The organism is Vibrio galatheae, from assembly GCF_000967545.1.
GTDB lineage: Bacteria > Pseudomonadota > Gammaproteobacteria > Enterobacterales > Vibrionaceae > Vibrio > Vibrio galatheae.
In genome coordinates this window covers 55,846-81,625 of sequence record NZ_JXXV01000006.1, presented here as the reverse complement: position 1 = coordinate 81,625, position 25,780 = coordinate 55,846, and the positions used below count along the sequence as shown (strand labels likewise).

Here is a 25,780-nt window from a genome sequence, read left to right as displayed (position 1 = left end):
CATGAAGAATAGCTTACCTTTCCTTATCGCAGGCCCGCTGCTACGTAAAACAACCCGTACTGAACTCGTTTTCTGGCTAGTCACCAGCGAGCCACTAACAGGTCAATTTAAGCTAACGTCATCCACCACATCAGATGTTATTTTTAGCCAAGAGATCAGTCACTGCCACCAGCTAACTATTGGCCAGCATTGCTATCTTACCTTAGCTCAATTTAAGGGCGACTTTCCTGTCGATACCCCATTAAGCTATGAGTTTCACACCCAGCACGGAGCGCTAACGGCACTTTACCCCGAACTGCTCTATGACGACGAGCAGCAACTGAGCTTTAAGGTTTCGACCAAAGCAGACTACATTATTCATGGCTCTTGTCGTAACCCGCATCACCCGAGTAAAGACGCTCTGGTACAAGTTGACGCGAAAGTTGCCAAGCAAGCTATCTCGACCAGACCAGATCTATTGATGATGAGTGGCGATCAGATTTACGCCGATCATGTTGCTGGCCCGACTTTGGATGCCATTATTCAAACTGTCAAACTGCTCGGGTTACCAGACGAGCAATTTGATCATGCGCCAATCCAGTCAAGTCAGGAGCTATACGCGCATTCGGACTGCTATTACGCTCGCGACAGAATATTGCCACATGATATTGATGAAGAAGGTTTATTGGCTAAGCTTTTACCAAAGCGCAGCACACCTATATTCAGCTCACGAGAGTGTGAAAATCACTTGGTGACCTTCTCTGAATTTTTTGCCATGTATTTGTTGGTTTGGTCGCCAATGCTTTGGTCTCACATCAATATAAACCACTTGCGAGAGAAAAATTTTACACACGCGGGGAACACAATAGAGGCAAAATATCAGCAGCAATGGCACGACGAAAAGGCGGCTATTGACGACTTTATCCAAGGATTACCTCGTGTTCAGAGGCTACTCGCCCATATTCCGACCTACATGATTTTCGATGATCATGACATCACCGACGATTGGAACCTCACCATAGGCTGGGAAAAAGCGGCCTATGAAAATCCGTTTTCCAAACGCATCATCGGCAACGGCTTAATTGCTTATTGGCTATGTCAGGGTTGGGGCAACGAACCGAGTAACTTCAACCAAGAGTTTCTTTCTTTAGCACAGCAGTTTCTCCAACATCCCGGAGCTCAGTACCAAGACGACTTTATCCAGCACCTCTATGCGTTCGAACGTTGGCACTACACCATTGAAAGCTCACCGAAAGTGGTGGTGCTCGACACTCGTACTCGACGCTGGCGCTCTGAATCTAAAATGAATAAGCCCTCTGGACTGATGGATTGGGAAGCCCTGATTGAATTTCAGCACGAATTAATCCATCAAGACAAAGTGGTGATTGTCTCTCCGGCGCCTATGTTCGGGGTGAAATTTATCGAGACTTTACAGCGTGTTGTCACTTGGCTGGGTAAACCTTTAATGGTCGACGCCGAGAACTGGATGGCGCACCGCGGTAGCGCTAACACCTTACTTAGCATTTTTACTCATACCAAAACACCAACCAACTTTGTGATTTTGTCGGGGGATGTGCATTACTCGTTCGCTTATGACATTAAGCTCAGGTTCAGGCGTAATAGTCCCAATATTTACCAGATAACATGCAGTGGATTTAAGAGCAGCTTTCCTGAGCCACTGTTGGCGATATGCGATCATGCGGACAGGTTACTCTATTCCCCTCGCTCACCACTCAATTTTTTCACCAAACGTAAAAGGCTCAAGATCAAAAAGCGCGATCCTAATATCAAAGGGGCAAGACGGCTGGTCAATGCTAGTGCAGTTGGTGAACTGAGACTTAACCAACAAGGTAAGCCAGAGAGAATCTCTATTCTGACCAGTAATGGCGATGAGTGTGACTTTCCGCCACTGAAAGAAAAGTAAGCGTTGTGTAAAGACCCTTGAGATGTTCGGCAATAACCACTATTTATAACAATAGTGCTATTACAAAGACGACCCTTATGTTGAACTCAATCAAATCATTATTTAAGCAGTTACTTGAAGGCCAAGATTTAGGCCAAAGCGCGCAACCCGATGTCAATTTAGCCATCGCGTGTCTGCTGTGCGAAGTCGCGGGTGCTGACCACCAAATCGCGCAAGTCGAAATCGATGCCAAACGCCAGTTATTGGCGCGTTTTCTCGATTTAGATGAGTCGGAAGTCACCACGCTTCTCAGCCGCGCGGAATCGCGCAGCAAGGATTCAACCTCTTTGTACGATTTTACCTCACAACTTCGTGAGCTAAGCCAAGAAAGCCGAATTACCTTGATCAAAGCAATGTGGCAAGTCGCCCACGCAGATGGTGAGATTGACCCACTCGAAGATTCCGTAATCCGGAAAACCGCCGAGCTGCTCTACGTGGATCATAGTGAATTTATTCGTGCCAAATTAAGCGTAACAGATAGCAAGAAATAACTAAGGGAGCCAATGTGCTCCCTTTTCACTATTACAGCATAGTCAAGGCAAGCTTGGCGAGATTATAAGCGTCAACGTAGCCGGAGTGTTGGCGCCCTTCCCACTCGATACCTTTGCTTTCTTGCGCGGCTCTGTGACCAATACGTTTATCTTTAAGGCGGTTTTGGATGCGATACAGTGTTGCTAGGTTGATATACTCGTTGAACGGCATATCAATACCTTTAGCGAGACACTCTTGTTTTAAGACAATATCGTCACGTCCCCAAGCTGCGTAGATTTTATTGGCTCCGCCAAAGTTTTTCACCATAGACTTGATGACTTCAGCTAATGGGCGACCTTGTTTTTCAATCTTACGTGGCGTAATTCCCGTTAACTGCGAACAAAACAGCGAGACTTCATCTTGGTCAGGTTTCACATAGTATTGCGCGCGTTTGACAATCTCACCCTTGATTAGGTCGATCTCTGCAAGCCCCACTTCGATGATCTCACCAGTGGTACCGACACCGTTTTCATTCCAACAACACATTTCTAAATCGAAACAAACGACTCGGTTATGGTTCATGATCCGCCTTCGTACAAACTATTATCAAAGCGCAAAATTCTACATCAGAATGAGTTAAAACTCGAATCTAGCCGCATCAACTGGCTAGTTATTCTGCAATTGATACTCGATTGCGCCCTGCTTGCTTACTCTTATACAATTGCGCATCAGAGGCTTGCATTATGTCTTCTTCGTTTTCGGTGCGGCGAATAGCCGCGCCGATACTAAGCGAACACTGAATTAATTTACCATCAAATTCATAGTGCGAGTTCGCTACCGCTTGGCCAATGCGCTCTAAGCAACGCACTAAGTCTTCGCGCTCAACGAGTTGGCTGATAATACAAAACTCATCGCCGCCCATCCTCACGAACACATCCCCCTTGTTAAGGTGCTTCTGAACTACAGCAACGACATGACGCAACATTTCGTCACCCGCGACATGTCCGTAGTGATCATTGATCAACTTGAACCTATCGACATCAAACACAGCCAAAGAAAAACAGGTTTGTTGGCTTACTTTGTCAGTCAAATAACGATTAAATGCGCGGCGATTGTAGATGCCTGTCAATGAGTCGTGATCCACCAAGAACTGCAGCTCTTGGGTACGTATATCAAGCAATGCTTCGAGATGTTCTTGGTCACGCACCAACAGTAAAACAATGTAACTGGATAGTGAGGCGATCACTAGCCCAGCCAACGCAATACCAATAAGCACATATTGTTCGTTATCGGTAGCTTTCTTATCGAGTTTAAAATCAACCTGCCAACCGCGATTCGGCAAGGTGACCATTTTTGTCACCTCAATACCCGTTGTCTCTAGCCATCCTTCACTTTGGTAGAGCAGCGGATCGTCTTCTGCGTCAAAGCCGAGATCAGTCACTTTAACCAACAACTCTTGCTCGGTCGCCGTCTTGTTAACGATAGATTCAAAATAAAGGGTCGAGCGGATCACACCTATCACGACGCCAAGCAATTTTTCACTATGGTCAGCGTCGAAAACTGGGTGATACACCAATAAGCCCGTTTTGGCTAAATTTCTATCAAGACCATCTTGCAACAGGCGAATTTTATCCGAAACGTTCGGGTGGCCAGTTTTAGCAATACTGTCAAGAACCAGTTGAAATCGTAGCCGTGACGAGTAATAACCAAGTGCTTTAAAGTTGTCAGGGTTACGGGGATAGACATCGGAAGCTGGGTAAATTGCCTCTTGGTTGGGCATGATGTAGCCGAGCGTTTTTGGTCCGTCCTTAGGCACGGTATAGAGCTGATAAAAGGGATAGGTTTGCTTGACCTTGGCGATATGGTCAGCAATTTGGTCGTGTTCAACTCGTGGCATCCACTGCAATGCAATCAGTGTTTTTGACGAGGAAACGATTTCATCGGCAAATATTGGGAATCTATGCCAATCCTCGGCTTGAGTAGCATGAAAAAAATTGGCACCTGCGCCAATAAACTGCAAGTCACTTTCTACAGTTTGTTGCAGATTCTCTGCCTGCTGAAGGGCAAGTTTATCAACCAAAGAAACGGTATATTTCACTTGGGATTGATAAACAAAATAGACCAGATAAAGCGCCAGTAGCGAGGTAAAGGCGAACGCTAACAGCGGGTAGATAATCTTTTTCTTATTTAATTGTTGCATAAAGCATTTTTGTAAATCTTGGCATAAAAATAACCGCGACATTCTAGCTTTATCTTTTTGGTTACATAAAGAGCAAATCGCAATTACATATGAAACTATTTACGTTCCGTGGCAGATGCCTCTTTTTGCGGCGACAATTGGGCAAAAACGCATCAATTGAACGGTGTAACTTAGGTTTAAACGGCTTTTAGTAGCAGAAAGACCACTTGATTATGATATTATTTGCCCCAATTTTATTAGCACAACTGGGCTCTACACCTCTTCAGAGCCATAGCAGAGATTGAATCTATCTCTCGTTACACTAAACACAAAGAGAATTGTCATGACGTTCGATTTACAAATGATCCCTCAAACATTCGATATGCTCCATGCAGGTCTAGCTGCGTCCAGCGTATTGTTGCTTCTCATCGCCGTGTCGCGCAAATCAAAAGTTATCGAAAAAGTCGTCGAAAAGCCGGTTGAGAAAATCGTTGAGGTAGAAAAACCGGTTGAAAAGATCGTTGAAGTTGAAAAAGTAGTCGAAGTAGAAAAAGTCATCGAAAAGGTGGTCGAAGTAGAATCAAAGCTCGCTACGGCCTCAACAGACTCTGCTATGCAACTTCTCTCTATCATGCAACAAGAAGCTCGCCTAATTGACTTCTTGAAAGAAGATCTCACGTCATTCTCTGACGAAGAAGTGGGAGCAGCGGCTCGCGTTATTCACACTGGCGGACAAAAAGTTCTCAGCGACTATGTTACGCTTGAGCATATTCGCACTGAAGATGAAGAAACCCGCATCACGATCGAGGAAGGTTTCAATCCACAACAAGTTCGCTTAACTGGCAACGTAACTGGCAGCGCACCATTTAACGGCACCTTGGTACATAAAGGCTGGAAAGCGAGTGCCATGAATTTGCCTAAATTGGCGGAAAACTATGACGCTTCGGTGATTGCGCCTGCTGAGGTAGAGCTGTAATGGAACATCACAACCACCAACAGCCAAGCAACGAGCCTAACTTAGCAAAATTTAGTGTCGGTATCGATTTAGGTACCACTCACTGCGTACTTTCTTATATCGACGCCAGTATGGAAAATGCGCGTGTTGAAGTCATGGCCATTCCACAGCTTACTGCACCAGGGACAGTAGAGAATCGCAGTCAACTTGGTTCGTTTTTATACCAGCCCCATGAGCATGAGATGAATCCTGCTTCTCGCGTGTTACCTTGGTCATCACAGCCAACTGCGCTGGTCGGTGCCATTGCGCGTAATCTTGGCGCGAAAACACCAATTCGTTTAGTCGCAAGTGCCAAGTCTTGGCTTTGCCATGGCGGAGTGAATCGCCGCGATGCATTTTTGCCGGCAGGTAGTCCTGAAGATGTCGAAAAAATCTCGCCACTGCGCGCGACTGAGCTGTATCTAGAGCACTTAAAACAAGCTTGGGATCATTCAAACCCAAATCATCCACTGGCAGATCAAGATGTTACCATTACGGTTCCCGCTTCATTTGATCCTGCTGCACGAGATTTAACCGCTGAAGCAGCACGTAATGTTGGCTTTGTTCACCTTACGCTGTTAGAAGAGCCGCAAGCGGCAATGTATAACTGGATCGACAATAGCAACGACAAATGGCGTGATGAAGTCTCGGTCGGCGATATTGTCCTTGTGGTCGATATCGGTGGTGGTACTACTGACCTTTCACTGGTCGAAGTGACGCAAGACCAAGGCAACCTGACACTGAATCGTATTGCCGTCGGTGAGCATATTCTGCTCGGCGGTGACAATATGGATTTAGCACTCGCGTATCGCCTAAAGATGAAACTGGCCCAAGAAGGCAAAGAACTTCAGCCTTGGCAAGTTCAGGCGATGACGCACGCATGTCGCGATGCAAAAGAAGCCTTGCTCAATGACAGCGATCTTCATTCCGTGCCAATTGTGGTACCTAGCCGTGGCTCGAAGCTGCTTGGCGCGACGCTAAAAACTGAACTGACTCAAGCAGAAGTTCAGCAAACGCTGGTGGACGGTTTCTTCCCGAAGGTGGCAGTGAGTGAACACCCAGTCCAACGAAGCCGTGGCGCCTTGACGCAAATGGGGCTGCCTTATGCGCAAGATGCGGGCATTACGCGCCACATCGCCGCATTCCTAACCAAGCAAGCGAACGCCATTTCTGGCAATGCATCAAACGAACAGGACTTTAACCCGTTTGCCAATATGCCAGGTATACCGGGGAGCGAAACAGCTCAATCGGCTGAATTCATTAAGCCGACTGCGATCTTGTTCAATGGCGGCGTATTAAAGTCCACCCTGCTGGCGAATCGTCTAGAAGAGACCATCAATCACTGGTTGATTGATGCCAATACTGAGATGGCGAAACGTCTGACCGGTGTTGATCTAGATTTAGCCGTGGCAAGCGGCGCAGCCTATTACGGTAGTGTGCGTCGTGGCCAAGGCGTACGTATTCGCGGGGGTATTGCTTCGAGCTACTACGTAGGCATTGAGAGTGCCATGCCAGCGATTCCAGGAATGGCGCCACCGATGGAAGCACTGTGTGTCGCTCCGTTCGGTATGGAAGAGGGCTCAAGTGTCGACGTTCCTAGCCAAGCGTTTGGATTGGTGATTGGCCAACCTGTTAATTTCCAGTTCTTTGGTTCTACGGTTCGCCGCGATGACCTAGCAGGAACACACCTTGATCATTGGGCACCTGATGAGCTGGAGGAGCTACCAGAAATTCAGGTCACTTTGCCCGTTTCTGAGGGTCGACGCGAAGGTGAAGTGGTACCGGTAACTTTGGCCGCGCGAGTCACTGAACTAGGTACACTCTATCTCGAAGCCATTGCGTCTGATAATGGTCAGAAATGGCATGTTGAGTTTGATGTTCGAGAAGACGCAAACTCTTAAGCATAATCATCAACGGCACCATTGAGGTGCCGTTATTTTAAGTTATACCCAGATAAGGTGAGCTATGGCATCTCCTCGATTCTTAGTCGGTATCGATTTAGGGACAACCAATACCGTTGTCGCATTCTGTGAAATAACCGACGACCTGCAAAACTCTGCCGTTTCCCTATTTGAAATAGACCAGTTGATTGGCCCTGGCGAAGTGGTGCGCAAACCGCTTCTCCCCTCTTTCCGCTACCATCCCGCACAAGGACAAGTCTCGCCTGCTGATCTAACCTTACCGTGGGACAATCAACCTGTCGCAGGTGATATTCACTCCGTGATTGTGGGTGAATGGGCAAGAGAGCTTGGGGCAAAAGTGGAAGGTCGTCAGGTCTCCAGCGCGAAAAGTTGGTTATCACATCAGGCGGTTGACCGTCGCTCTGATATATTGCCATGGGCAGGAGCAACTGATGTCGATAAAGTTTCACCGGTTATCGCCAGTGCAAGCTACCTGAACCATATCCGGCAGGCATGGAACTATCGCCATCCGAGCAACAAGTTAGAAGATCAAGATGTTGTTGTCACTGTACCAGCCTCGTTTGATGAAACGGCGCGCAAACTAACCCTAGAAGCCGCACTATTGGCTGGTTTAAGCAAGATTGTATTGCTGGAAGAACCTCAAGCGGTCTGCTATGACTGGTATGCACGCCACCAGCAAAGCGCCGCAGAGGAGCTGAAAGATCTACCGCTGATTTTAGTTTGTGATGTGGGGGGCGGTACCACCGATTTAAGTTTGATTGAAGCTAAGTTTGATCAAGATGAACTTTCTCTAGACCGGATTGGGGTCGGTGAGCATTTAATGCTTGGTGGTGATAATCTCGACTTAGCTCTCGCTCACCTTGCTGAGCAGCGCTTTAACCAAAGCAAAAAACTCACTGCGGCCAGCCTGACCAAACTCATCCAACAAACACGTAAAGCCAAAGAGAGTCTGCTCTCTTCAGACGCTGCGCAAGAAGTGAAAATCACCATGTTAGGCAGCGGCTCAAAACTTCTCGGCGGCACAAAAAGTATTGCGCTTTCAAAACAGGAAGTGCATCAAATTGCCCTCGACGGTTTTTTTCCTCTGTCAGATTTTAGCCAAACTCCGGATAAAAGACGCAGTGCGGTGGTCGAATTCGGTTTGCCCTATGTCGCCGACCCAGCAGTAAGTAAACACATTGCTGAGTTCCTTCACCAGCACCAACACGTCTCTTATGCGGCACTAAAGCAGCAAGATACGACAAAACCAGCCATTCCAGTCGGATTACTGCTCAACGGCGGTGTATTCAATAGCGATCTAGTGACTGAGCGCGTTACCCAGTTGCTGGGAAATTGGCGTGGCAGTGACATAACGGTTCTTGATAACCCACATCCAGATTGGTCCGTGGCTCTTGGTGCTGTCGCCTTTAGTAAAGCGCGCCGCGGGGCACAATTGAAAATAGGTGGCGGCGCTGCTCGTTCCTACTTCTTGCACCTGCAAGAAAAAAACAAAATCGGCAAAGCATTATGCTTGCTGGCAAAAGGCACCGAAGAAGGCCACGAAATCCGACTTAGCGGTCGCCGATTCTCACTCACACTCGGTGAACCAGTACGTTTCAATCTACTCACCACAACACACGATACGCTTTCAAACCATACCGCCATTCAGAATGGTGTAATGGTGGATATCGACCCAGACTTATTTGCCCCACTGCCTCCGTACATTTCTACCTTACAAGGCGAAGGCGTCGAGCTGCAAGCCAACCAGAAAGAACGCGTTGAAGTCCAGCTCGCTTGCCAGTTAACCGAAGTCGGCACGCTAAAAATGGAGTGCGTTAACCTTGACGATGACAGCAAGCGTTGGGAGTTGGAGTTTGAGGTACGCAATCAGCAGGCCGACGAGCAAGATCGACAGACGTTCCACCCTCGCCTACCTGAATGTAAAGAGTTAATTTCACGCATTTACAGCGGCAATAAGAAAAGCGCAGAGAGCAAAGAGATTAAGACGCTTGCTAAAGAACTCGAACGTAAGCTTGGTAAGCGTGATGATTGGGACTTCACCACCTTGCGTCAACTGTTTGATGCCTTTGCTGTCGGCCGCAAGCGTCGTCGCCGCTCTGAAGCCCATGAGAAAAACTGGTTGCGTTTAGCGGGTTTCGCCCTTCGACCTGGCTTTGGTGATGCAACTGACTCTTGGCGTATAGAACAAATCTGGAGTCTCTATCCACAAGGGATTCAGTTTAAAAATCACCAAGGTTGGACAGACTGGTGGGTGTTCTGGCGCAGAATTGCAGGTGGCTTAAATCAAGATCAGCAAGAAACCATCTTAGCCGATATCGCGAAATACCTGCATCCTGGAGCGATGAAAAACCCGCAGTCAGCGAAAGCAGCGCAAGAATTAGGTTATGAATCTATGGTCCGACTTGCCGCATCATTAGAGCATCTAGAGGTCGAAGACAAAGTACTGCTCGCCTCTTGGTTCTTAAGTAAGGCGATAAATCACAATCAATTTGAACAAGCGCATTGGTGGGCGCTAGGGCGACTGGCCTCACGCACACCGCTATATGGTAGCCAACATAATGTCATACCTCGCGAACAAGCACAGCAGTGGTTGCCTAAGTTACTTGATCAGAACTGGCAAAAAGAGCCAATGATCGCCTTTGCAGCAGTGATGATTTGTCGCAAAACCGGCGATCGCCTATTTGATATTGGCGACGATTACCGCGAGCAGGTACTTACCAAACTGAAGCAAAGCAAGGTTCCAGAGTCTTGGGTTAATCTGGTTGAAGAGGTGGTCGAACTTTCTGAAAGTGAGTCCAAACGCGTCTTTGGTGATGCTTTGCCGAGTGGTTTAACACTAGTGAATCATTAAGTGCATCTTGAATAAGCAGTCAGTCAATGGCTGCTTTCATTTTCTTCTTAACTTTGAACACGGAAATGTAATGTCGACATTCTTAGCAGGCTTTTCGCTCGGTCTATCGTTAATCTTGGCCATAGGATCCCAAAATGCATTCGTCTTAAAGCAAGGTCTTAAGAATCAGCACGTTTTTGTTATTTGCGCGGTTTGCGCCATCTCTGACGCGATTTTGATCAGCTTAGGTGTCGCGGGGTTTGGTGCCATCATTGCGCATTATCCTGCGATTGAAATCATGGCGCGCTATGGCGGCGCTGTTTTTCTCTTCACCTATGCATTTCTCAGCTTTAAGTCAGCATTGACAGCGCACCACGGCATGAACGCCGCAGAGCAAAACAATACTTCGCTACTCAAAGCAGTCTCTATCTGTCTGGCCTTTACTTGGCTCAATCCCCATGTCTATCTCGACACTGTCGTGTTGCTAGGGTCCATTTCAACCCAGTATCAACCAAATCAATTCCAGTTTGCCTGTGGCGCAATTATCGCATCCTTGATTTTCTTCTTCTCCTTAGGTTACGGCGCGCGATTCTTAGCCCCACTATTTAAGAAGCCTAAATCATGGAAAATACTCGAGTTTTTGGTCGGGATTATTATGTCATCCATCGCGCTTTCGCTAATTTGGTAAAAACTGTAATTTATCTATTGCACCCAAAATGACTCGTCATTTTGGTGGCACTTCAGGATACGCCGACTCATGCTACGGTTCAAAACCGAGAATAAATTGCTAAACCTGTACCAAACGGGTTGATCTATTTGTTAGTCTAAACGGATAAATATCAAGAGGCTGACAAGATGACATTAGAAAAATTTGCTGACATTTACCAACGCGCTGCTTCTCGTAAAGGAGGAGAAGACAAACTGGAACTTATGTTGTCCAAACCACTTGCCAAGGAGCAGCTAACGCAAGTTACAAACGCACAATGGCTATCAGCTTTTAGCATGAAAGTGTTTCAAAGCGGAATTTCATGGCAGGTAGTTAGAAACAAATGGCCAAACTTCGAGGAAGTCTTCTTCGGCTTTAGCATTGAGCCGCTGTTAATGCTGTCTGATGAACAATGGGACAACAAGGCGGCTGACAGTCGTATAATACGTCATCATGGCAAAGTAAAATCGATTCTTGCCAACGCTAAAATGCTCCACGAGGTCTCACTACAACACGGCTCATTCTCAAACATGGTCTCGAACTGGCCAGCAGAAGACATTACGGGTCTATGGACATTTCTTAAAAAGCATGGCAATCGACTCGGTGGCAACACTGGCCCTTACGCTCTGCGCCAAATGGGGGCTGATACCTTTATTTTGTCAGGCGACGTCGAGAGTTACTTGCGCAATAGCAAGATTATTGACGGTGGTAAAGAGACCAAACGTTCGTTAACTGCGGCCAATCAAGCTTTTAATCAATGGCAACAAGAAAGTGGACGTTCCCTAACTGAAATCAGCCAGACTATCGCGTTCAGTATTGGCGACAATAGGGTTTAGGGTTTAGGGTTTAGGGTTTAGGGTTTAACGTTTATGCCGTTTGGTTTCGTTGTCACACCACCTTCGATGCTTTCACTTAATGTTCCAGTGAGTTGATCACTTTTTCGCACAGTTTTTTAAGCACAATCATTTCATCAAGATCTAAGGGAATCTTACATTTCATCGCGGCGGGGACACTGAGTGCTTTTTGCTTGAGCAGCATTCCCTCTTCGCTAAGCTTTAGCACACGAACTCGTTCATCAACCTCGCTGCGACTGCGAATAACATAACCTTTCGCTTCAAGCCTTTTTAACAACGGCGTCAGAGTGCCCGAATCGAGGTAGAGCCGCGCGCCAAGATCTTTAACGCTTATGGCGTCACTTTCCCACAACACCATCATCACTATGTATTGTGAATAGGTCAGATCCAACTCGTCTAGCAAGGGACGATAAGTACGAATAACGGCATTCGCGGCGCTATAGAGCGGAAAACAAACCTGATTGTCGAGCAATAGACTCTCTTCAACAGATAGCGGGGAATCCCCTTCACAATAACTCATCGTCTCACCCTGAAAAATAAATTGCGCACAATATACTTGCATTCTATCTTTGTTTCGATCTAATATTGCAAACAATTAAATTGCACACAACTTAAATTAAAGGATATTCAGATGACAACAATCTATACAACTCAAGCTACCGCTTTGGCAGGCCGCAATGGTCAAGTGAAAACAAACGACGGTCTTTTAGAACTTGAACTTTCTTATCCAAAAGAGATGGGAGGTTCTGGTGTAGCGACAAACCCAGAACAACTTTTTGCTGCTGGCTACTCTGCCTGTTTTTCTAATGCGATTCTTCATGTCGCACGTGAAGCTAAGGTCGCCATCAAACAAGCACCTGTTACAGCCGAGGTGGGAATTGGTCCAAATGAGCAAGGTGGTTTTGCCTTAACGGTTAGCCTTGCCGCTACATTAGAACTGCCACAAGAGCAAGCGCTTGAGTTAGTTCGAGTCGCACATCAGGTTTGCCCTTATTCAAACGCTGTGCGTGGCAACATAGATGTTCAAGTAACAGTCAATGGCGATGCAATCTAGTCTGCGTCTAAACCAGTATCGCTTTAACATTTCTTTTCAGAACAATACCGACCTTTTGCTAGGTCGGCATTTTCTTAGCTCAGATATCAAGCTTGATAGGCTTTGCGTAATTGTTTGGCCGCAAGCACCATATTGGTCAGCGAAGCTTCGGTTTCGCTCCAGTTACGTGTCTTTAAGCCACAGTCTGGATTGACCCACAGTCGCTGTGCTGGGATCTTCTCAACCGCTTTATTTAGCAGACTTTCGATCCATTCTTTTGTCGGAATATTCGGTGAATGAATATCGTAAACGCCCGGGCCAATTTCATTGGGGTAATTGAACTCCTCAAACGCCTTTAACAACTCCATATTCGAACGTGATGTTTCGATAGTAATCACGTCAGCATCCAGCGCTGCTACCGATTCAATAATTTCATTGAACTCTGAGTAACACATATGGGTATGGATTTGAGTCTCCGGTTTGGCACTGGCCGCAGAGATTTTGAACGCTTCGACCGCCCAATCAAGATAGGCTTTATGATCGCGTTTCTTGAGTGGTAATCCCTCTCGAATCGCGGGTTCATCAATCTGAATGATGTTAATCCCAGCAGCTTGCAGATCCGACACTTCGTCGCGCAGTGCCAATGCGAGCTGATTAGCAATTTGTTTGCGAGTGATATCTTCACGCGGGAATGTCCAGCAAAGAATCGTTACGGGGCCGGTTAGCATGCCTTTCATCTGTTTAGACGTCAGAGATTGTGCGTAGGTCGACCACTCAACCGTCATCGGCTTTTCACGTTCAATATCTGCGACAACAATCGCGGGTTTAACACAACGAGAACCATAGCTTTGTACCCAACCAAATTTTGTGGTTTGGAAACCGGCTAAGTTTTCAGCAAAGTATTCAACCATATCGTTACGTTCAGCTTCACCATGCACTAGCACATCCAAATCCAACGCTTCTTGACGCTTAACCGCTTGCGCAATATGCCCTTTCAATGCCTGATTGTAATCCGCGTGCGACAGTTTTCCAGCGCGATAAGCGCTACGCTGCAATCGAATCTCGTTAGTTTGCGGGAATGAACCTATCGTCGTGGTTGGGAAAAGAGGCAAGCCAAGAACTTCGCTTTGATGGGCCGCTCTTTGTTGATATGGTGCGCTTCTTTCTGCTAAAGCACGACTAATGGTGTTTAAGCGCGCTTGTACCTGCGGTTTGTTCACGTGAGTGGCGGTTTTGCGCGCTTGAATCGGTGTGCTGTAAGTATCACAAGCCAAGATCGCGTCTTGATCACCATCTAATGCTTTACCAAGCAAGGCAACTTCGGTTGTCTTCTGTTTGGCAAAAGAAAACCAACTACGCACTTCATCGCTTAACGAAGGTTCTAAGTCGAGATCGACCGGGCTATGCAATAAAGAACATGAACTGGCGACCCAAAGTCTATCGCCAAGTTGATCCTTAATGGGCTGCAACGACGCCAACAGAGCGCTTAGATCGGCGCGCCACACATTGCGTCCGTTGACCACACCGGCTGACAATACCCAGTCATTTGGTAGTTTTTCGATCACTTGATTCAGTTGCTCTGGTGACGCAGACAAATCGATATGCAGTCCATCAACTTGTAGCTCAACGATTTTATCGAGTGTATCGCTGACCGAATCAAAGTAGGTAGTCAGTAACACTTTGATGTCACTACGAATAACTTGATAGGCGAGCTTAAAGGCATCTTGCCACGGCTGTTCCAATTCTAGTGCCAGAATAGGCTCGTCAATTTGAACCCATTCAACCCCTTGTTTTGCAAGCTTGGCAAGTATGGCTTGATAAGCCGTTAGTAAGCGCGGCAAAAGTGATAGGCGGTCAAAGCCTTCTTCAATTTCTTTACCCAGATAGAGATAGCTCAGTGGGCCAAGAAGTACTGGCTTTACCTTGTGTCCGGCTTGCTGAGCCTCGTTGACCTCTTCAAACAACTGCGGCCAACTGACCTCAAAGCTGTCGTCTTTACTAAACTCGGGGACAATATAGTGATAGTTGGTGTTAAACCACTTGGTCATGTCAGATGCCGCGCTACCACTGCAACCACAGTTTGCTTGAGACTGACCACGGCCAACTCTGAACAAGGTATCGAGATCTGGAAACCCACTGCGGTGACGCTTAGGAACGTGCCCAAGCAGCAAAGTGGTCGTCAATACATGGTCGTACCATGCAAAATCACCCGCAGCAACGAAATCTAACCCAGCTTGTGTTTGAGTTTGCCAGTTTTGCTGACGTAACTGTGCGCCGAGCGCTTTGAGTTGTGCTTGGTCAATCTCGCCACGCCAGTACTTTTCTAGAGCAAACTTGAGTTCGCGTTTTTCACCGATGCGAGGGTATCCGAGGATGTGAGTCGTCGTGGTCATGCAACTTTCCTTTAATTTTTTATGCGTTGATTGGGCAAATACGATTGCAGTTCAGAGCATCATAAAGATGTCTGGATGGCTAAATAATCTCGATTAATACCACGATGAACAAGCTCCAAATATTCAACTTGTTTATTAAAAAAATTCATAACGACCTTCATTCCCCACCCTGCATCGCATCTCAATGAGCAGAAAAAGACAAATAGACGTCTAGATGTTTACACCCCTATTCAAACCGTGTAGGTTAAGATTATTCATGCTAAACAATTTTGTCTGAAGGGAATTCATGATAGAGCTTAAGCACCTGAGAACACTGACTACCTTACGTGATACGGGTTCGTTGACTGCCACAGCCACGACACTGCATTTGACTCAGTCGGCGTTATCTCACCAGATAAAAGATCTCGAAGCGCGCATTGGTGGGCAGCTTTTCTTGCGCAAGACCCGACCGGTGAAATTTACCTCCGAGGGTGAAATCGTGTTAAAGCTCGCTGATGAGGTATTGCCGAAGATCGCGCGGGCAGAAAATGAGATAGCCAGTCTAAAAGAAGATGTCAATGGCAGACTACATATGGCGATTGAGTGCCACTCTTGTTTTCAGTGGTTGATGCCAGCACTTAAGGAGTATCAACAAGCCTGGCCAAGTGTCACGCTCGACTTCTCGTCTGGGTTTGGTTTTGAACCACTACCTGCCTTGATGGCGGGTGAACTCGATTTAGTGATTACATCAGATATCCAGCCACGTTCAGAAGTGCATTATGAGCCATTGTTTGATTTCGAAATGCGTTTAGTCACCTCAATTTCTCACCCACTTGCAGAGCAAGCGTGCATTCAGCCGCACGATCTCGCCGATCAAACGATGCTCTCTTACCCGGTACAGAAAAATCGCTTAGATGTGGTGAAACACTTCCTTCAACCCGCAAGTATCGAACCCATAAAATGGAAGCAAGCAGACAACACCTTGATGCTAATTCAAATGGTCTCTGCTGGGCTGGGTGTTGCGGCATTGCCAAACTGGGCAATTAGTGAGTTTTCACGGCAAGGATTGATTGCCAGCATCCCGCTTGGTGATGGACTGTGGCGACGCTTGTTTGCGGCAACGCGCAACGCAGATAAGAATAAACGTTACTTACAGGCGTTTTTTAACACCGCACGAATTCAATCCCAGAGCCATTTAGATGGCATAAAAACGGTCTAATAAAGATTCAGCAACAAAAAAGAGGCATTCGAGCCTCTTTTTATTTATCTGTCATAAGATTTGAATTGATTGGTCAAGGGATCGTATTGATAGCCGAGCACATCGAGCTTACCTACCACCGCCTCAACATCCATCTCATACATAGAGACTAGCTCTTCAAATGAGTCACACTCTAAACGCAGCTTTTCATTGACAATCCCAAGAAGAATGATGCTGTCGAAACTGCCTGCATTACTGAGATCCATTCCCGCCTCCTTTTACTTCACCGCTTCTAATAGCGTAGACGCAAATGACCCTTTTGGCAGTGACCTAGCTCTAATTCAAGTTAGAGGGCAAATAGCGCCTGATTCGACGTGGTCGCAATCAACATAAACGCCAGTGCAATCGCCAACTGCAATTTGTTGATCTCTTTTGCCGCAAGCATATGCCAACTCCAGACTAAGACCGAAGTTATCATCAAAGCAAACCCGACTAACAGCGGCTGAGTAACGGCCGTCAAGGTCTCGCTATCAAGCGCGTAGGCTTTAAGTAAAATCGCCACACTCATCAGCATAGCCGCTACCACACCTGACACAGGTAGAATACGATGAAAAGCCTGCAGGCGAGTACGTGCAATGGTTAAAAGCAAATGTGCGAGCAAAGCACCGAGTAAGATAATCTCAACAAACACACTTAGGCTTGCCGCCAGTGTGGATTGCGCGCCAATCTCAATGGCGACATAGGCAATGGCTAAACCATTAGCTAAATACATGACCCACAAAGGACCTTGGTCTCGGGTTTTCTTCGTTTGCACTTGGGAGTAAAAATACCAGATGGCAAATACGACCATCATAGCTTCAATACGTAATGAGGCCACCGCAAGCCACAAAATAGCAAGTGACGGCAGCATTTTATGAATGCGACCTCGCTGACCAGGGCAGATATCGCCTTTGACCAAAATGAGCGTAAGTATAAGCTGAGCACCAAGCAACATAGGTGCAAACACGGCAAGTAATTGCTGAACCATAGTATCTTTAATTTTTTAAAACTGAGATTGGATGGCGATGATAGCAGATTGCGCAGTTTTAGCCATCGACCAAATGCTGCAACACAGTCTGACTGGTAACAAGACCAAGATAATCGCCCGATTCCGTTACCACTAACCAAGGAGGCGCTAACCCACAGCGAACCATCTCGCTGATATGACTAGCTGGGGTTTGGAGCAAAGTGGAGTGAACATCGCGCCGCATAATCTGATCGAGAGTTTTATTGTTGATGGTGCTGTCGAGTAGCAACTCTTTTGATGTCCCTTGCGCGCTAAACATATGCTTATTAAGCTCTTCACGGCCAACAACACCGACACACACTTTGTTATCGACAATGGGGATTACTTCTAATTGATAGTGTGGCGAATTAAACAACGCGATGGCTCGGATAATAGTGTCTGTCGGTGCCAAGGTAGGCAAGTGGACTTGGGCAAGGCTGAGGATCCCAGCTTGCTTTGCTCTTCCCTGACTCGAAAGAAATTTCTCAATTTTCTCTTTATAGTTCCACGCTTTAGCCAGCTCATCCAATGGCAGCGGCTTAGCCAAGAAATAACCTTGGACATAATCAACCCCAAGCCCGCAAACTACTTCTAACTCTTGCTCGGTTTCCACTCCCACCGCCACCACTTTGGCCTTAAATGTATGTGCGAATTGAATAATCGCTTTAACCATAGTGCATTTATGGCTGCCTAATTTAATGTCTTTGATAAACACTCGATCAATTTTGACCACATCAAAATTGCCTTCGCTAAGATGGGCGATTGAGCTGTATCCCGTGGCAAACTTATCGATCGCAACCTTAACACCGCGACGACGCAGGCTACGTATCAACGAGGACTGATGTGATTGGCTATCAAAATAGGCGCTTTCATTGAGTTCGACTGTCACGTATTCTGCTTGAGAAGCATATTGATGAATCAAGGCGTCAATACTCTGCAATGCCTCATCCACAACTAATTTGCTATTGAGTGAACGGTTGATGGAGATCGATATCTTTTGCTCAAACTGTTGCTGAATCTTATCCAAATCTAACAGGGCTTGTTTGGCCGTCATCCAATCCAAGTCGATAATCAAATCCAATTCTTCAGCGATGGCAATCATCTCGTCGCTATTAAATAGTTTACCGTTTGGCCCGCGAAAACGACTTAATGCCTCAAACTTAGCGATTTTCCATTTTTTTACATCAATAATTGGCTGATAATGAACCTCAACTTGTTGCGACTTGACCAGTCTTTCTACCCATTGTTGCTTATCTTTACGGCGCAATACTTCGTTCTCTAACGCAGTATGATAGAAAGTAATCTGACCTCGTCGTGCGACATCTTGTTGCAACATCGCTTGCAGTGCATGAGAGACCGCTGTCTTGGTGTTATGTGTATCATGTCCTAACACAGAGACTCCTACTCGACCACGCACAATTGCGTTATGCATTGCTTTAGCCGAGACTTGGCTTAATTCGCTAAAGAAACGGCGCACTGTCTGGTGAATCATTCTGACTTGCGATGGCCCACTGCTCGTACTGCACTCTAAATAAGCGACAAAGTGATCACTCCCCAGATAGCCAACATGTTTGCTCATGCGATTATTACGCAGTTGTTCAGCTAACGCCCCTTTACTGTCAAAGTCTTCCTCTGGTTCGAACTGAGGGGCAAACGCCACAACTATACCAATACTGGACTGTGCCTCCGTCATCCAATCATGAGTAATCGAACGCGTAAATTGCTCTTGGGTCAGCAATTGAGTGTTCAGTTCTACACCTCCGCTTTCAGCTTCATCGATACGATAGAGCTGGTGAGAAAGATCCAAATAGGTCGCAAGGTAGAATACACGCTCTTCCAAGGTGATTTTTTGTGTTGTCAGGCCTTGTGGGTAGGTCTTTCCTCGTGCGGATTTAAGCAAAACAGTCCCCGACCAGCTTCCATTAGAGTCAGTGTGTTGCCAGATGTTTTGAAAAAATCCAGCATGATGTTTTTCGGAATTAAACGTGTCTATCGAACGACCGACCAAAGCTGAGTGCTGGTAGTGTGAGTTTTGTAGGAAATAATCATTGCACGCGATAATCTCACGCTCATCATCTAACAAAACGACCCCATGGTGCGAGTTGTTAAACAACTGCGCAAAAAGTTCACTGATCATACTGGCAGTGGCATGCAGAAACAGCAGCGGCGTCAGTGTCCCTTTGACAAGCTTAGGATCTTCGCCGCGAAAGCGTAGCTCTACGTAGCAGCAATTTTGGTCACTTAACTGAAGGCAACAGCAAAATCGCTGCTGAGATTTAAACTGACACGACTTCTCTAGCAAGGATAAAAGTGCAGTTTGATCTGAATAGCTCATGCACGGGAGTAATACATTGCCAGTTAATGACGGCAATTCAGAGTGCAAAATTTGGCGGCAGAGTGCTTGATCAATTTGTAGCTGATGGTGCTCAGTGTCCCATGTCCACTCAAGAACCGTTGAGCGAAATGGCTCGCTGATCTCATGCAAAGGTTGCTCAGCCCCCAACTCCTTATACATTGACGAGTCCTTTCGTTCGCTTTCCCTATCATTAAAGTTAGAACAAGTTTGAATAACTAACAGAATTATTATTAGTCACTTATTTTTTTAAAACGTCGTAAAACGCGCTCGACCAATTGTCCAAGTTACTGCTTTAGAAAGGTTCGGCGTAACTCAACACCCAAAGCAGATTCCCCCTCAGATAGCCATATTCATAATGAGGTAGATAGTCTACGAGCAAGTCGCTATAATTCGCGCTCCTTGGCACAGAGAACAAAATATGTACAGCAATATCACTCCTATTCATGAGCACAAAAAGTATTGGGCGGAGTGCATTAGTTAATTTTCTAGAACCCTTACTCCACTTGGCCTGACAAACAAATCCCGCAAATTCATTGCGTTACGATTACCTTTCAAAACTGTCTATCTAGATTCCTATCTGTCACATTTGTGTCCCCAGCGCCTTTTTTGACCCCAAATGTCCCCTTTTTTGCCCCGATAAAACAGCACAAAAAAAGGCCACCGAAGTGACCTTTGTTCCACATATAATTTGTTATTCGATACTCACCTCATCGCTGATGTATCCCGCAACACGCTGCATTAGCCCTGACGTAAGCTCGCTACTTTTCGGTATCGCTGTTAGTAGTTCGATTAAATCCAAGCCTAACTGGCTGATACTGTACAAACGATCAGTATTGTCGTTTGACGAATGGTTGTTATTATTCATTCTAAGCCTTTTTGCAAAATTAAGGTTTATGCGCCAGCGGTACCGTCCAAAGTTCGCTGGCGCACTCGTTTTGTGCCTTTCCAATCACGGAGCTCCACGCTCAAACTTCCCTACCAAAGAGCCGTCCTTTCGTGTCGTTCTCCATCTCAAAGACCAAAAAAGAATGTCATAACTAGCCCAGTTGTTCAAGTGCTCAACAGTGTCACTCTGTTACCACAAGTGACTGTTTTATTGGAATAAAACATATATTATTTTCCAATTTACAACGACGAAATTTTAGTACTAGTTATTCCTAACAAATAATAATCGAGCGATTGAGCTAACGCCCAGCTAAGTGGCGAGAAACCATCAAAATCTCTGGTTTAATTGGTTTTTTACATTCGTTTTTGAAACGGAAAAATAGCCTAATCCCTATTACATCTAATAAATGACGTGACAGAGATATTCCTAATAACTTGCGCATCCTACTTATAATTGGAAATTTTTTCTTAAAAGAAACGGCTAAAAAAACGACAATCCCATAGTGGTTTTACTCTTAATATATGTGAACCTGATCAACAAAAAAGGGGCAAAACGCCCCTTGGTTTGATTAGTCTGTGGTGACTTCGTCAGAAATGTAACCCACTACCCTTTGAGTTAAGCCGTTCGTCACTTCGGCGTCCTCAGGGATGAGCGATAGCAGCTCTAACAAGTCTTGGCCTAGCTGGCTGATCACCATAGGCGCGTCGGTGCTTTTTGCAAGTGTCAGCATTAGTGCACCTCCGTATCGTCTTTTCCATCAAGATGACGCTGAGTAACCTCTGTCATGTAACCTGCTGCAATACGCAGCTCAATCAAGTGCTCTGCTAAACCTTCAACAAAAGCTCGTCGTTCCAGTTCATCTTGCGTCATACAACACTGAATCACCTCACTTGCGCTTAGAGGGTGCTCTGAATCTAGATACAGTTCAGCAAGATATGCCCCTGCGTCTTTTCCTTTCAATGTTTTCATGGCAAGCCTCTATAGATACAGTTCTTTGAAACGAGCGATCACATCAATGTGGTAGGTATTCACTTCACCAAAGCGTGGGCAAACTGCTTTCTTAATGTCTTTACCTAGCAGTGAGCTGAGTTGCTTGAGCACTCGCCATGATTGAGCGTTGTCTTTGGTATCGGTATCTACGCGATCGGGTATTTTTGCCGCAATCACGCTTAAGTACTCGCCAGTGTCTTGAACTTTATCTTCTAGCGCTTTTATACGCTTAGTCGCAGCACCAAGCTTGCCCATCACACTGGCCTCGCGGGTGCGGCTGATTTGTGACTTGGTGCGAACAGCATGATCTCGCTCCAGCTCTGCGACTTCTTTCGCCTTCGTCTCTTTGAGCAGCAATTGCAGTTGAGAAGAGTCCATAGTGGATGCAACTTGTAGATCTGAGGGTTGGTCTTGAAGTTGCTGTTCTAGATCTTCCATGCGCTTTTGCACTTTGGCACGTAGAACTGGGTTATAACCTGACACTACAAAGAGCGCTTGTGACTTGGTAAGCTGATACTCATCACGCAGTTCGCCCTTCCCATCAACATATTTAACCAAACCAAATTTGGTTTGGTTGCCGTAAACCTCGATGTAGGCGCATTCTTGCTTGCGAATGTCACGAATCACATGATGGTGATGTTTGCCTGTCAGCTCAGCAATCTCGCGTGAACTCATGGTTAGCTCACCTGTATGAATAACAGGGGCTTGCTTTGAAGTGTTATCATGAACTAAAATCATAATGTAATTCCTATGTTGCTTTGCTTGGTGATTTGGTTTTGCATCGAAACCTCAGTGTTGGCGCACTGGGGTTTTTTCATTTTTAGACTTTGCATTTCTCCTGCTCCTCTTTTGCTTTTCTGATTACATCAATCAGAAATGCATTTTTCGATTGGAATCGACGCTTTGATTCCTCATCTAACCAATCTCGTAACTCCACTGGCAGACGCGCGGAGAAGTGTTTTTGCTTGTATTGCATTTTACCTCCTTGATGATGGTAGGATTTCTCCATCACTAAATATTGACACTGTTTTAGTGTCATATCCAAATAATAGGATGACACTAAAATAGTGTCAAGTGTTCTTTCTGGTGTTTTGTTATAGAATCATTTCAGTCTTTCTATCAACCTACGCAGAATCAATGGAATACCGTCGTATAACCTTAAGAATTCCGGCAGATATACATGACCGATTAACTCAGTCTGCTGAAGAAACCAGTAAATCAATGAATGCTGAAATAATTGGCCGGCTAAGCGCATCTTTTGACGACGATGACAAGCAGGACTTAAGCGACTTCCCGACAGCAGAAGAAGTCAAGAACATTGCCAGGGTCGTTAAACAAAAAATTGCCGAAGCTATTTATGATTTGACGCTAGAGACATTAAGAAAGCAAATTAAGCTCGGTCACACCCGCTTCTTTGTTGATGTTAGTGAATTCCAATTAGAGCTACTGGATGATGCTGAGTTTGACCGGGTGCTTGAACCGACACTCACCAAACTTAAAGAGCTTGGCTATGTTATTTACGAAGATCATATCAGCGCTGATAGCTTTGGCTTTGAGGCTGAATGATCACAAATTCAAACTCAGCCACTGGCTATGCAACTAGATTGTTGTAGTCTGATGCGGTTTGATTTGAAAGGGATTTTGAGATGAGAAAAGCTTTAGTGCTGTTGGTGACGTTGGTTTCGTTTGGTGTGAGTGCTGTAGAACTGAGTTGTGATATAAAAGGCCAGCCTTGGAGTGCCAACATTAAATTTAAGTATGACTCGCAACTCCTTTATGTTGAACATAACAAAGGAGAAAAGCACACTCTCAGCTTACTATCGCCTCAGAGCAACCTTAAATCTTACTGGCCTAAAGAAAAAGGCGGAGGTGCCGTGGCAATAAGTGATGTGCATGATGGTTTTTTCAAATTTGAAGGAGCTACCTCCAGCAGCATAAAGCTCACACCAAACGCTCCAATAGCCATCTCCAAGTTTGACCTTGGAACCCACACGTTGACGTTTGGATTTACCGGGGCGTATGGTGAAGTGATATTCGCTGAATCATATGAACTAAACTGTATTTAAGGGGCTCTCGCCCCTTTTTTATTGATCCATCATTCCAGCACTCGGCGCAAGCAACCCTGGCACAATAGCCCCTCTCACTGAATTCCCACTGGTGGTTAACACCTGGTTTAATCGCTCAGGCGGTATGCCTCGATGTGTCAGAATTCGTCGCAATTCAGACTCAGACAAATTGGGATTGAGCAGGATTTTAGCTAATTCGTCCTTGAACTCAGGCGTGGTGTCTTTTCCTTTTAGCAGTGCGTTCACAGTATCCATCGCCGTTCCCAACCAATTCCCACTTGCGACCTCGGATAGCCTTTGCCCTGTCACAGAGGCGTTAGCCTCTTGCTGAATGGTTTGGTTATCTGCCGTCATGGAGTTACCTGTTAAGCGTTGACGGGTTTGTGTGTACATTGCTTCACGCTCAATTTGATCAAGCAGCATGTCAGCTGATTCTTCACTACCCGTTACTGCAATCAGCTTTTTCCGCTGCTCTGGTTTGCCAAACAGTCGCTGACCTGCATTGTGCGTATCGGCAACTTTGTCCATTTTGTCTTTGATGGCGCGCCCAACACCTGTACGGAATAGTTCTGCCTCACTCGCGCTTGCGGTTTCCATTAGGCTTTCAATTTCTTTGACGCTCATTTTGTCAAAGTTGACCCCTGCCTCTGCCGCTTCAATCAGCGCAGACTCCCCGGCAAACGCGTCACGCGCCGCTCGGTACTCAGGCACCTGCTGATCAACCGTTTCAATCAAGTCTTCTTTGAGTTTGGTGTACACACGCGCTTCATTGTTATTACCTTGGCGCTTAGCAGAAGTGATCAGGTCGTCAAGATGGCGCTTGGCATAATCAAGCATTTCAACATCACCAATCGAGGACGGGTCCCGCCCCTCAATGTTAGCGAGCTTGCTTGCTTTATCGAACGCACCAATTTCATCAAGCCTACCTACTAGCGATTCAAGAGACTCGCTAGGTTGCAACTCCTTGCCATAAGCCACACCATATAACTCATCGGCTTGACGTGAACGTTGCTGAGCAATATCACTAACGATAGCCTCTAGCTCATCACCTTGATTACCAAATAGATCATTGGCTGCTTTGGTGATGCGATCTTGCTGATTGGACTGTCGATCGTTTAGAAAGTTGGTCGCTTTGGTTCTAGCATTACTCATACCGCGAGTGGTCAAGGAGGCACCCGCTTGTAAATTAGGGTCTAGATCGGCTAGCACAGCCTCGCTGCCTGCCTTGCGGTAAGATTCGGCAATCTCATCAATGCTCTTACCTGTATAACCTGCCAGCTCTTGAGCAAAACGCTTGGCCTGCTTTTCTGGATTGTCGTTTAAGCGATTCCAGATCCAACCCGTTCCTTTTTTAGTGAGCTCGCCCCCTTTATTAATCAGTCCACCCAACAAAGGGGCAGCGACCGCACCCACGCCTGCACCTACTGCTGCGTCCTGCGGCACTTCCTCCAAGGTATCGGCTTGCCCTGCTCCATAAACAGCGCCTTCGAGGGCGCCAATGACAGAGGTTGCTAGTTTTGGTGCTTTCTTAGCAACTTGAGTAGCCAAGGCTTTTGCCGCGCCCGCCGCACCCGTGACCATGCCGCCAGCGCCCTCTGTGGCAACCGCACTAATAGGGGCATTTTCTTGAAATTGCTTACGGCGCGCCGTCTTGGCTTGTTGCCGTTCTTCGTAGTCCCAGTCACCGCCCGTTAGCACATTGATGCCTGCACCGATGCCTGATTGAATTTCGTCATTAAAGCCAAAGGTTAGCCCTTGTAAGGCTGCGTCTGCGTAGTCGTAAGGCGTCGCTTCAAACTCTGGCGGTCTGTCTGCTTGAGTGCTCTTGAGATGATGCGCGTATTGAGCGAGAGCGCGAAGTTGTTCTTCTGGTGCCCCTGCCTTTTCTGCATTCACAAGGGCTTGTAATGCTTCTTGATATTTTGACATTGCTCGT

24 protein-coding genes are annotated in these 25,780 nt (G+C 46.2%); 11 read left to right on the top strand and 13 right to left on the bottom strand.

Annotated elements, in window-relative coordinates; translation table 11 throughout:
• Window position 1: 1 nt before the first annotated feature.
• Window positions 2-1,903, top strand: a complete 1,902-nt coding sequence (locus tag TW81_RS02370) for an alkaline phosphatase D family protein (RefSeq protein WP_045954123.1) — start codon at window positions 2-4, stop codon at window positions 1,901-1,903.
• A 77-nt stretch (window positions 1,904-1,980) separates the two neighbouring features.
• Window positions 1,981-2,433 carry a tellurite resistance TerB family protein gene (locus TW81_RS02365; protein ID WP_045954122.1) on the top strand — a complete coding sequence of 151 codons (453 nt, stop codon included), beginning with the start codon at window positions 1,981-1,983 and terminating at the stop codon, window positions 2,431-2,433.
• Between the two features lie 31 nt (window positions 2,434-2,464).
• Here TW81_RS02365 and TW81_RS02360 read toward each other — a convergent pair whose 3' ends face one another.
• Both TW81_RS02360 and TW81_RS02355 read right to left on the bottom strand, forming a co-directional pair.
• A complete protein-coding gene (locus TW81_RS02360; protein ID WP_045954121.1) occupies window positions 2,465-2,995 on the bottom strand; it encodes a 3'-5' exonuclease in 531 nt (176 codons plus the stop codon).
• 88 nt (window positions 2,996-3,083) lie between these two features.
• On the bottom strand, window positions 3,084-4,613 hold the full coding sequence (locus TW81_RS02355) for a sensor domain-containing diguanylate cyclase (RefSeq protein WP_045954202.1): 1,530 nt from the start codon (window positions 4,611-4,613) through the stop codon (window positions 3,084-3,086).
• Window positions 4,614-4,935: 322 nt separating this feature from the next.
• Here TW81_RS02355 and TW81_RS02350 point away from each other — a divergent pair, with 322 nt between their 5' ends.
• From TW81_RS02350 to TW81_RS02330, 5 genes are all read left to right on the top strand, one after another.
• Window positions 4,936-5,568 (top strand): DUF2760 domain-containing protein, encoded by a 633-nt coding sequence (locus TW81_RS02350; protein WP_045954120.1) that lies wholly within the window; start codon window positions 4,936-4,938, stop codon window positions 5,566-5,568.
• Window positions 5,568-7,487 (top strand): Hsp70 family protein, encoded by a 1,920-nt coding sequence (locus tag TW81_RS02345; protein ID WP_045954119.1) that lies wholly within the window; start codon window positions 5,568-5,570, stop codon window positions 7,485-7,487. Before TW81_RS02350 ends, TW81_RS02345 begins: the two co-directional genes overlap by 1 nt.
• A gap of 64 nt (window positions 7,488-7,551) precedes the next feature.
• Window positions 7,552-10,359 (top strand): Hsp70 family protein, encoded by a 2,808-nt coding sequence (locus tag TW81_RS02340; protein WP_045954118.1) that lies wholly within the window; start codon window positions 7,552-7,554, stop codon window positions 10,357-10,359.
• A gap of 70 nt (window positions 10,360-10,429) precedes the next feature.
• Window positions 10,430-11,026 (top strand): LysE/ArgO family amino acid transporter, encoded by a 597-nt coding sequence (locus TW81_RS02335; protein WP_045954117.1) that lies wholly within the window; start codon window positions 10,430-10,432, stop codon window positions 11,024-11,026.
• A gap of 167 nt (window positions 11,027-11,193) precedes the next feature.
• A complete protein-coding gene (locus TW81_RS02330; RefSeq protein ID WP_045954116.1) occupies window positions 11,194-11,880 on the top strand; it encodes a DNA-3-methyladenine glycosylase I in 687 nt (228 codons plus the stop codon).
• A 76-nt stretch (window positions 11,881-11,956) separates the two neighbouring features.
• On the opposite strand, the gene ohrR is transcribed toward TW81_RS02330, so the two are convergent.
• Window positions 11,957-12,418 (bottom strand): transcriptional regulator OhrR, encoded by a 462-nt coding sequence (gene ohrR, locus TW81_RS02325; RefSeq protein WP_045954201.1) that lies wholly within the window; start codon window positions 12,416-12,418, stop codon window positions 11,957-11,959.
• Between the two features lie 111 nt (window positions 12,419-12,529).
• Between ohrR and ohr the strand changes: the two genes are divergently transcribed.
• On the top strand, window positions 12,530-12,952 hold the full coding sequence (gene ohr, locus TW81_RS02320) for an organic hydroperoxide reductase Ohr (protein ID WP_045954115.1): 423 nt from the start codon (window positions 12,530-12,532) through the stop codon (window positions 12,950-12,952).
• A gap of 86 nt (window positions 12,953-13,038) precedes the next feature.
• On the opposite strand, the gene metE is transcribed toward ohr, so the two are convergent.
• Entirely contained in the window at window positions 13,039-15,324 is a 2,286-nt protein-coding gene (gene metE / locus TW81_RS02315) for a 5-methyltetrahydropteroyltriglutamate--homocysteine S-methyltransferase (protein WP_045954114.1), read from the bottom strand.
• A 286-nt stretch (window positions 15,325-15,610) separates the two neighbouring features.
• On the opposite strand from metE, the gene metR reads away from it, so the two are divergent.
• A complete protein-coding gene (metR, locus tag TW81_RS02310) occupies window positions 15,611-16,522 on the top strand; it encodes an HTH-type transcriptional regulator MetR (RefSeq protein WP_045954113.1) in 912 nt (303 codons plus the stop codon).
• 44 nt (window positions 16,523-16,566) lie between these two features.
• On the opposite strand, the gene TW81_RS02305 is transcribed toward metR, so the two are convergent.
• The 8 genes from TW81_RS02305 to TW81_RS19195 form a co-directional block, all read right to left on the bottom strand.
• Window positions 16,567-16,767, bottom strand: a complete 201-nt coding sequence (locus TW81_RS02305) for a DUF4250 domain-containing protein (RefSeq protein WP_045954112.1) — start codon at window positions 16,765-16,767, stop codon at window positions 16,567-16,569.
• Between the two features lie 80 nt (window positions 16,768-16,847).
• Window positions 16,848-17,528, bottom strand: a complete 681-nt coding sequence (locus tag TW81_RS02300; protein ID WP_045954111.1) for a hypothetical protein — start codon at window positions 17,526-17,528, stop codon at window positions 16,848-16,850.
• A 58-nt stretch (window positions 17,529-17,586) separates the two neighbouring features.
• Window positions 17,587-20,061, bottom strand: coding sequence for an EAL domain-containing protein (locus TW81_RS02295; RefSeq protein WP_045954110.1), 2,475 nt, complete (start codon window positions 20,059-20,061; stop codon window positions 17,587-17,589).
• A 532-nt stretch (window positions 20,062-20,593) separates the two neighbouring features.
• Window positions 20,594-20,767 carry a hypothetical protein gene (locus TW81_RS19205; protein WP_156980902.1) on the bottom strand — a complete coding sequence of 58 codons (174 nt, stop codon included), beginning with the start codon at window positions 20,765-20,767 and terminating at the stop codon, window positions 20,594-20,596.
• Between the two features lie 589 nt (window positions 20,768-21,356).
• Window positions 21,357-21,518 carry a hypothetical protein gene (locus TW81_RS19200; RefSeq protein WP_156980900.1) on the bottom strand — a complete coding sequence of 54 codons (162 nt, stop codon included), beginning with the start codon at window positions 21,516-21,518 and terminating at the stop codon, window positions 21,357-21,359.
• Entirely contained in the window at window positions 21,518-21,757 is a 240-nt protein-coding gene (locus TW81_RS02290; RefSeq protein WP_045954109.1) for a hypothetical protein, read from the bottom strand. The genes TW81_RS19200 and TW81_RS02290 overlap by 1 nt, the downstream gene beginning before the upstream one ends.
• Before the next feature lie 9 nt (window positions 21,758-21,766).
• Window positions 21,767-22,516, bottom strand: a complete 750-nt coding sequence (locus TW81_RS18810; RefSeq protein ID WP_052706129.1) for a Rha family transcriptional regulator — start codon at window positions 22,514-22,516, stop codon at window positions 21,767-21,769.
• A gap of 82 nt (window positions 22,517-22,598) precedes the next feature.
• A complete protein-coding gene (locus TW81_RS19195) occupies window positions 22,599-22,754 on the bottom strand; it encodes a transcriptional regulator (RefSeq protein ID WP_156980898.1) in 156 nt (51 codons plus the stop codon).
• A 161-nt stretch (window positions 22,755-22,915) separates the two neighbouring features.
• Between TW81_RS19195 and TW81_RS02280 the strand changes: the two genes are divergently transcribed.
• Together TW81_RS02280 and TW81_RS02275 are read left to right on the top strand one after the other, a co-directional pair.
• Complete coding sequence (locus tag TW81_RS02280) at window positions 22,916-23,344, top strand: Arc family DNA-binding protein (RefSeq protein ID WP_052706128.1); 429 nt, start codon at window positions 22,916-22,918, stop codon at window positions 23,342-23,344.
• A gap of 80 nt (window positions 23,345-23,424) precedes the next feature.
• Complete coding sequence (locus TW81_RS02275; protein ID WP_045954108.1) at window positions 23,425-23,844, top strand: hypothetical protein; 420 nt, start codon at window positions 23,425-23,427, stop codon at window positions 23,842-23,844.
• Between the two features lie 18 nt (window positions 23,845-23,862).
• Here the strand turns inward: TW81_RS02275 and TW81_RS02270 are convergent, their stop codons facing one another.
• Complete coding sequence (locus TW81_RS02270) at window positions 23,863-25,773, bottom strand: hypothetical protein (protein WP_045954107.1); 1,911 nt, start codon at window positions 25,771-25,773, stop codon at window positions 23,863-23,865.
• Window positions 25,774-25,780: the final 7 nt, after the last annotated feature.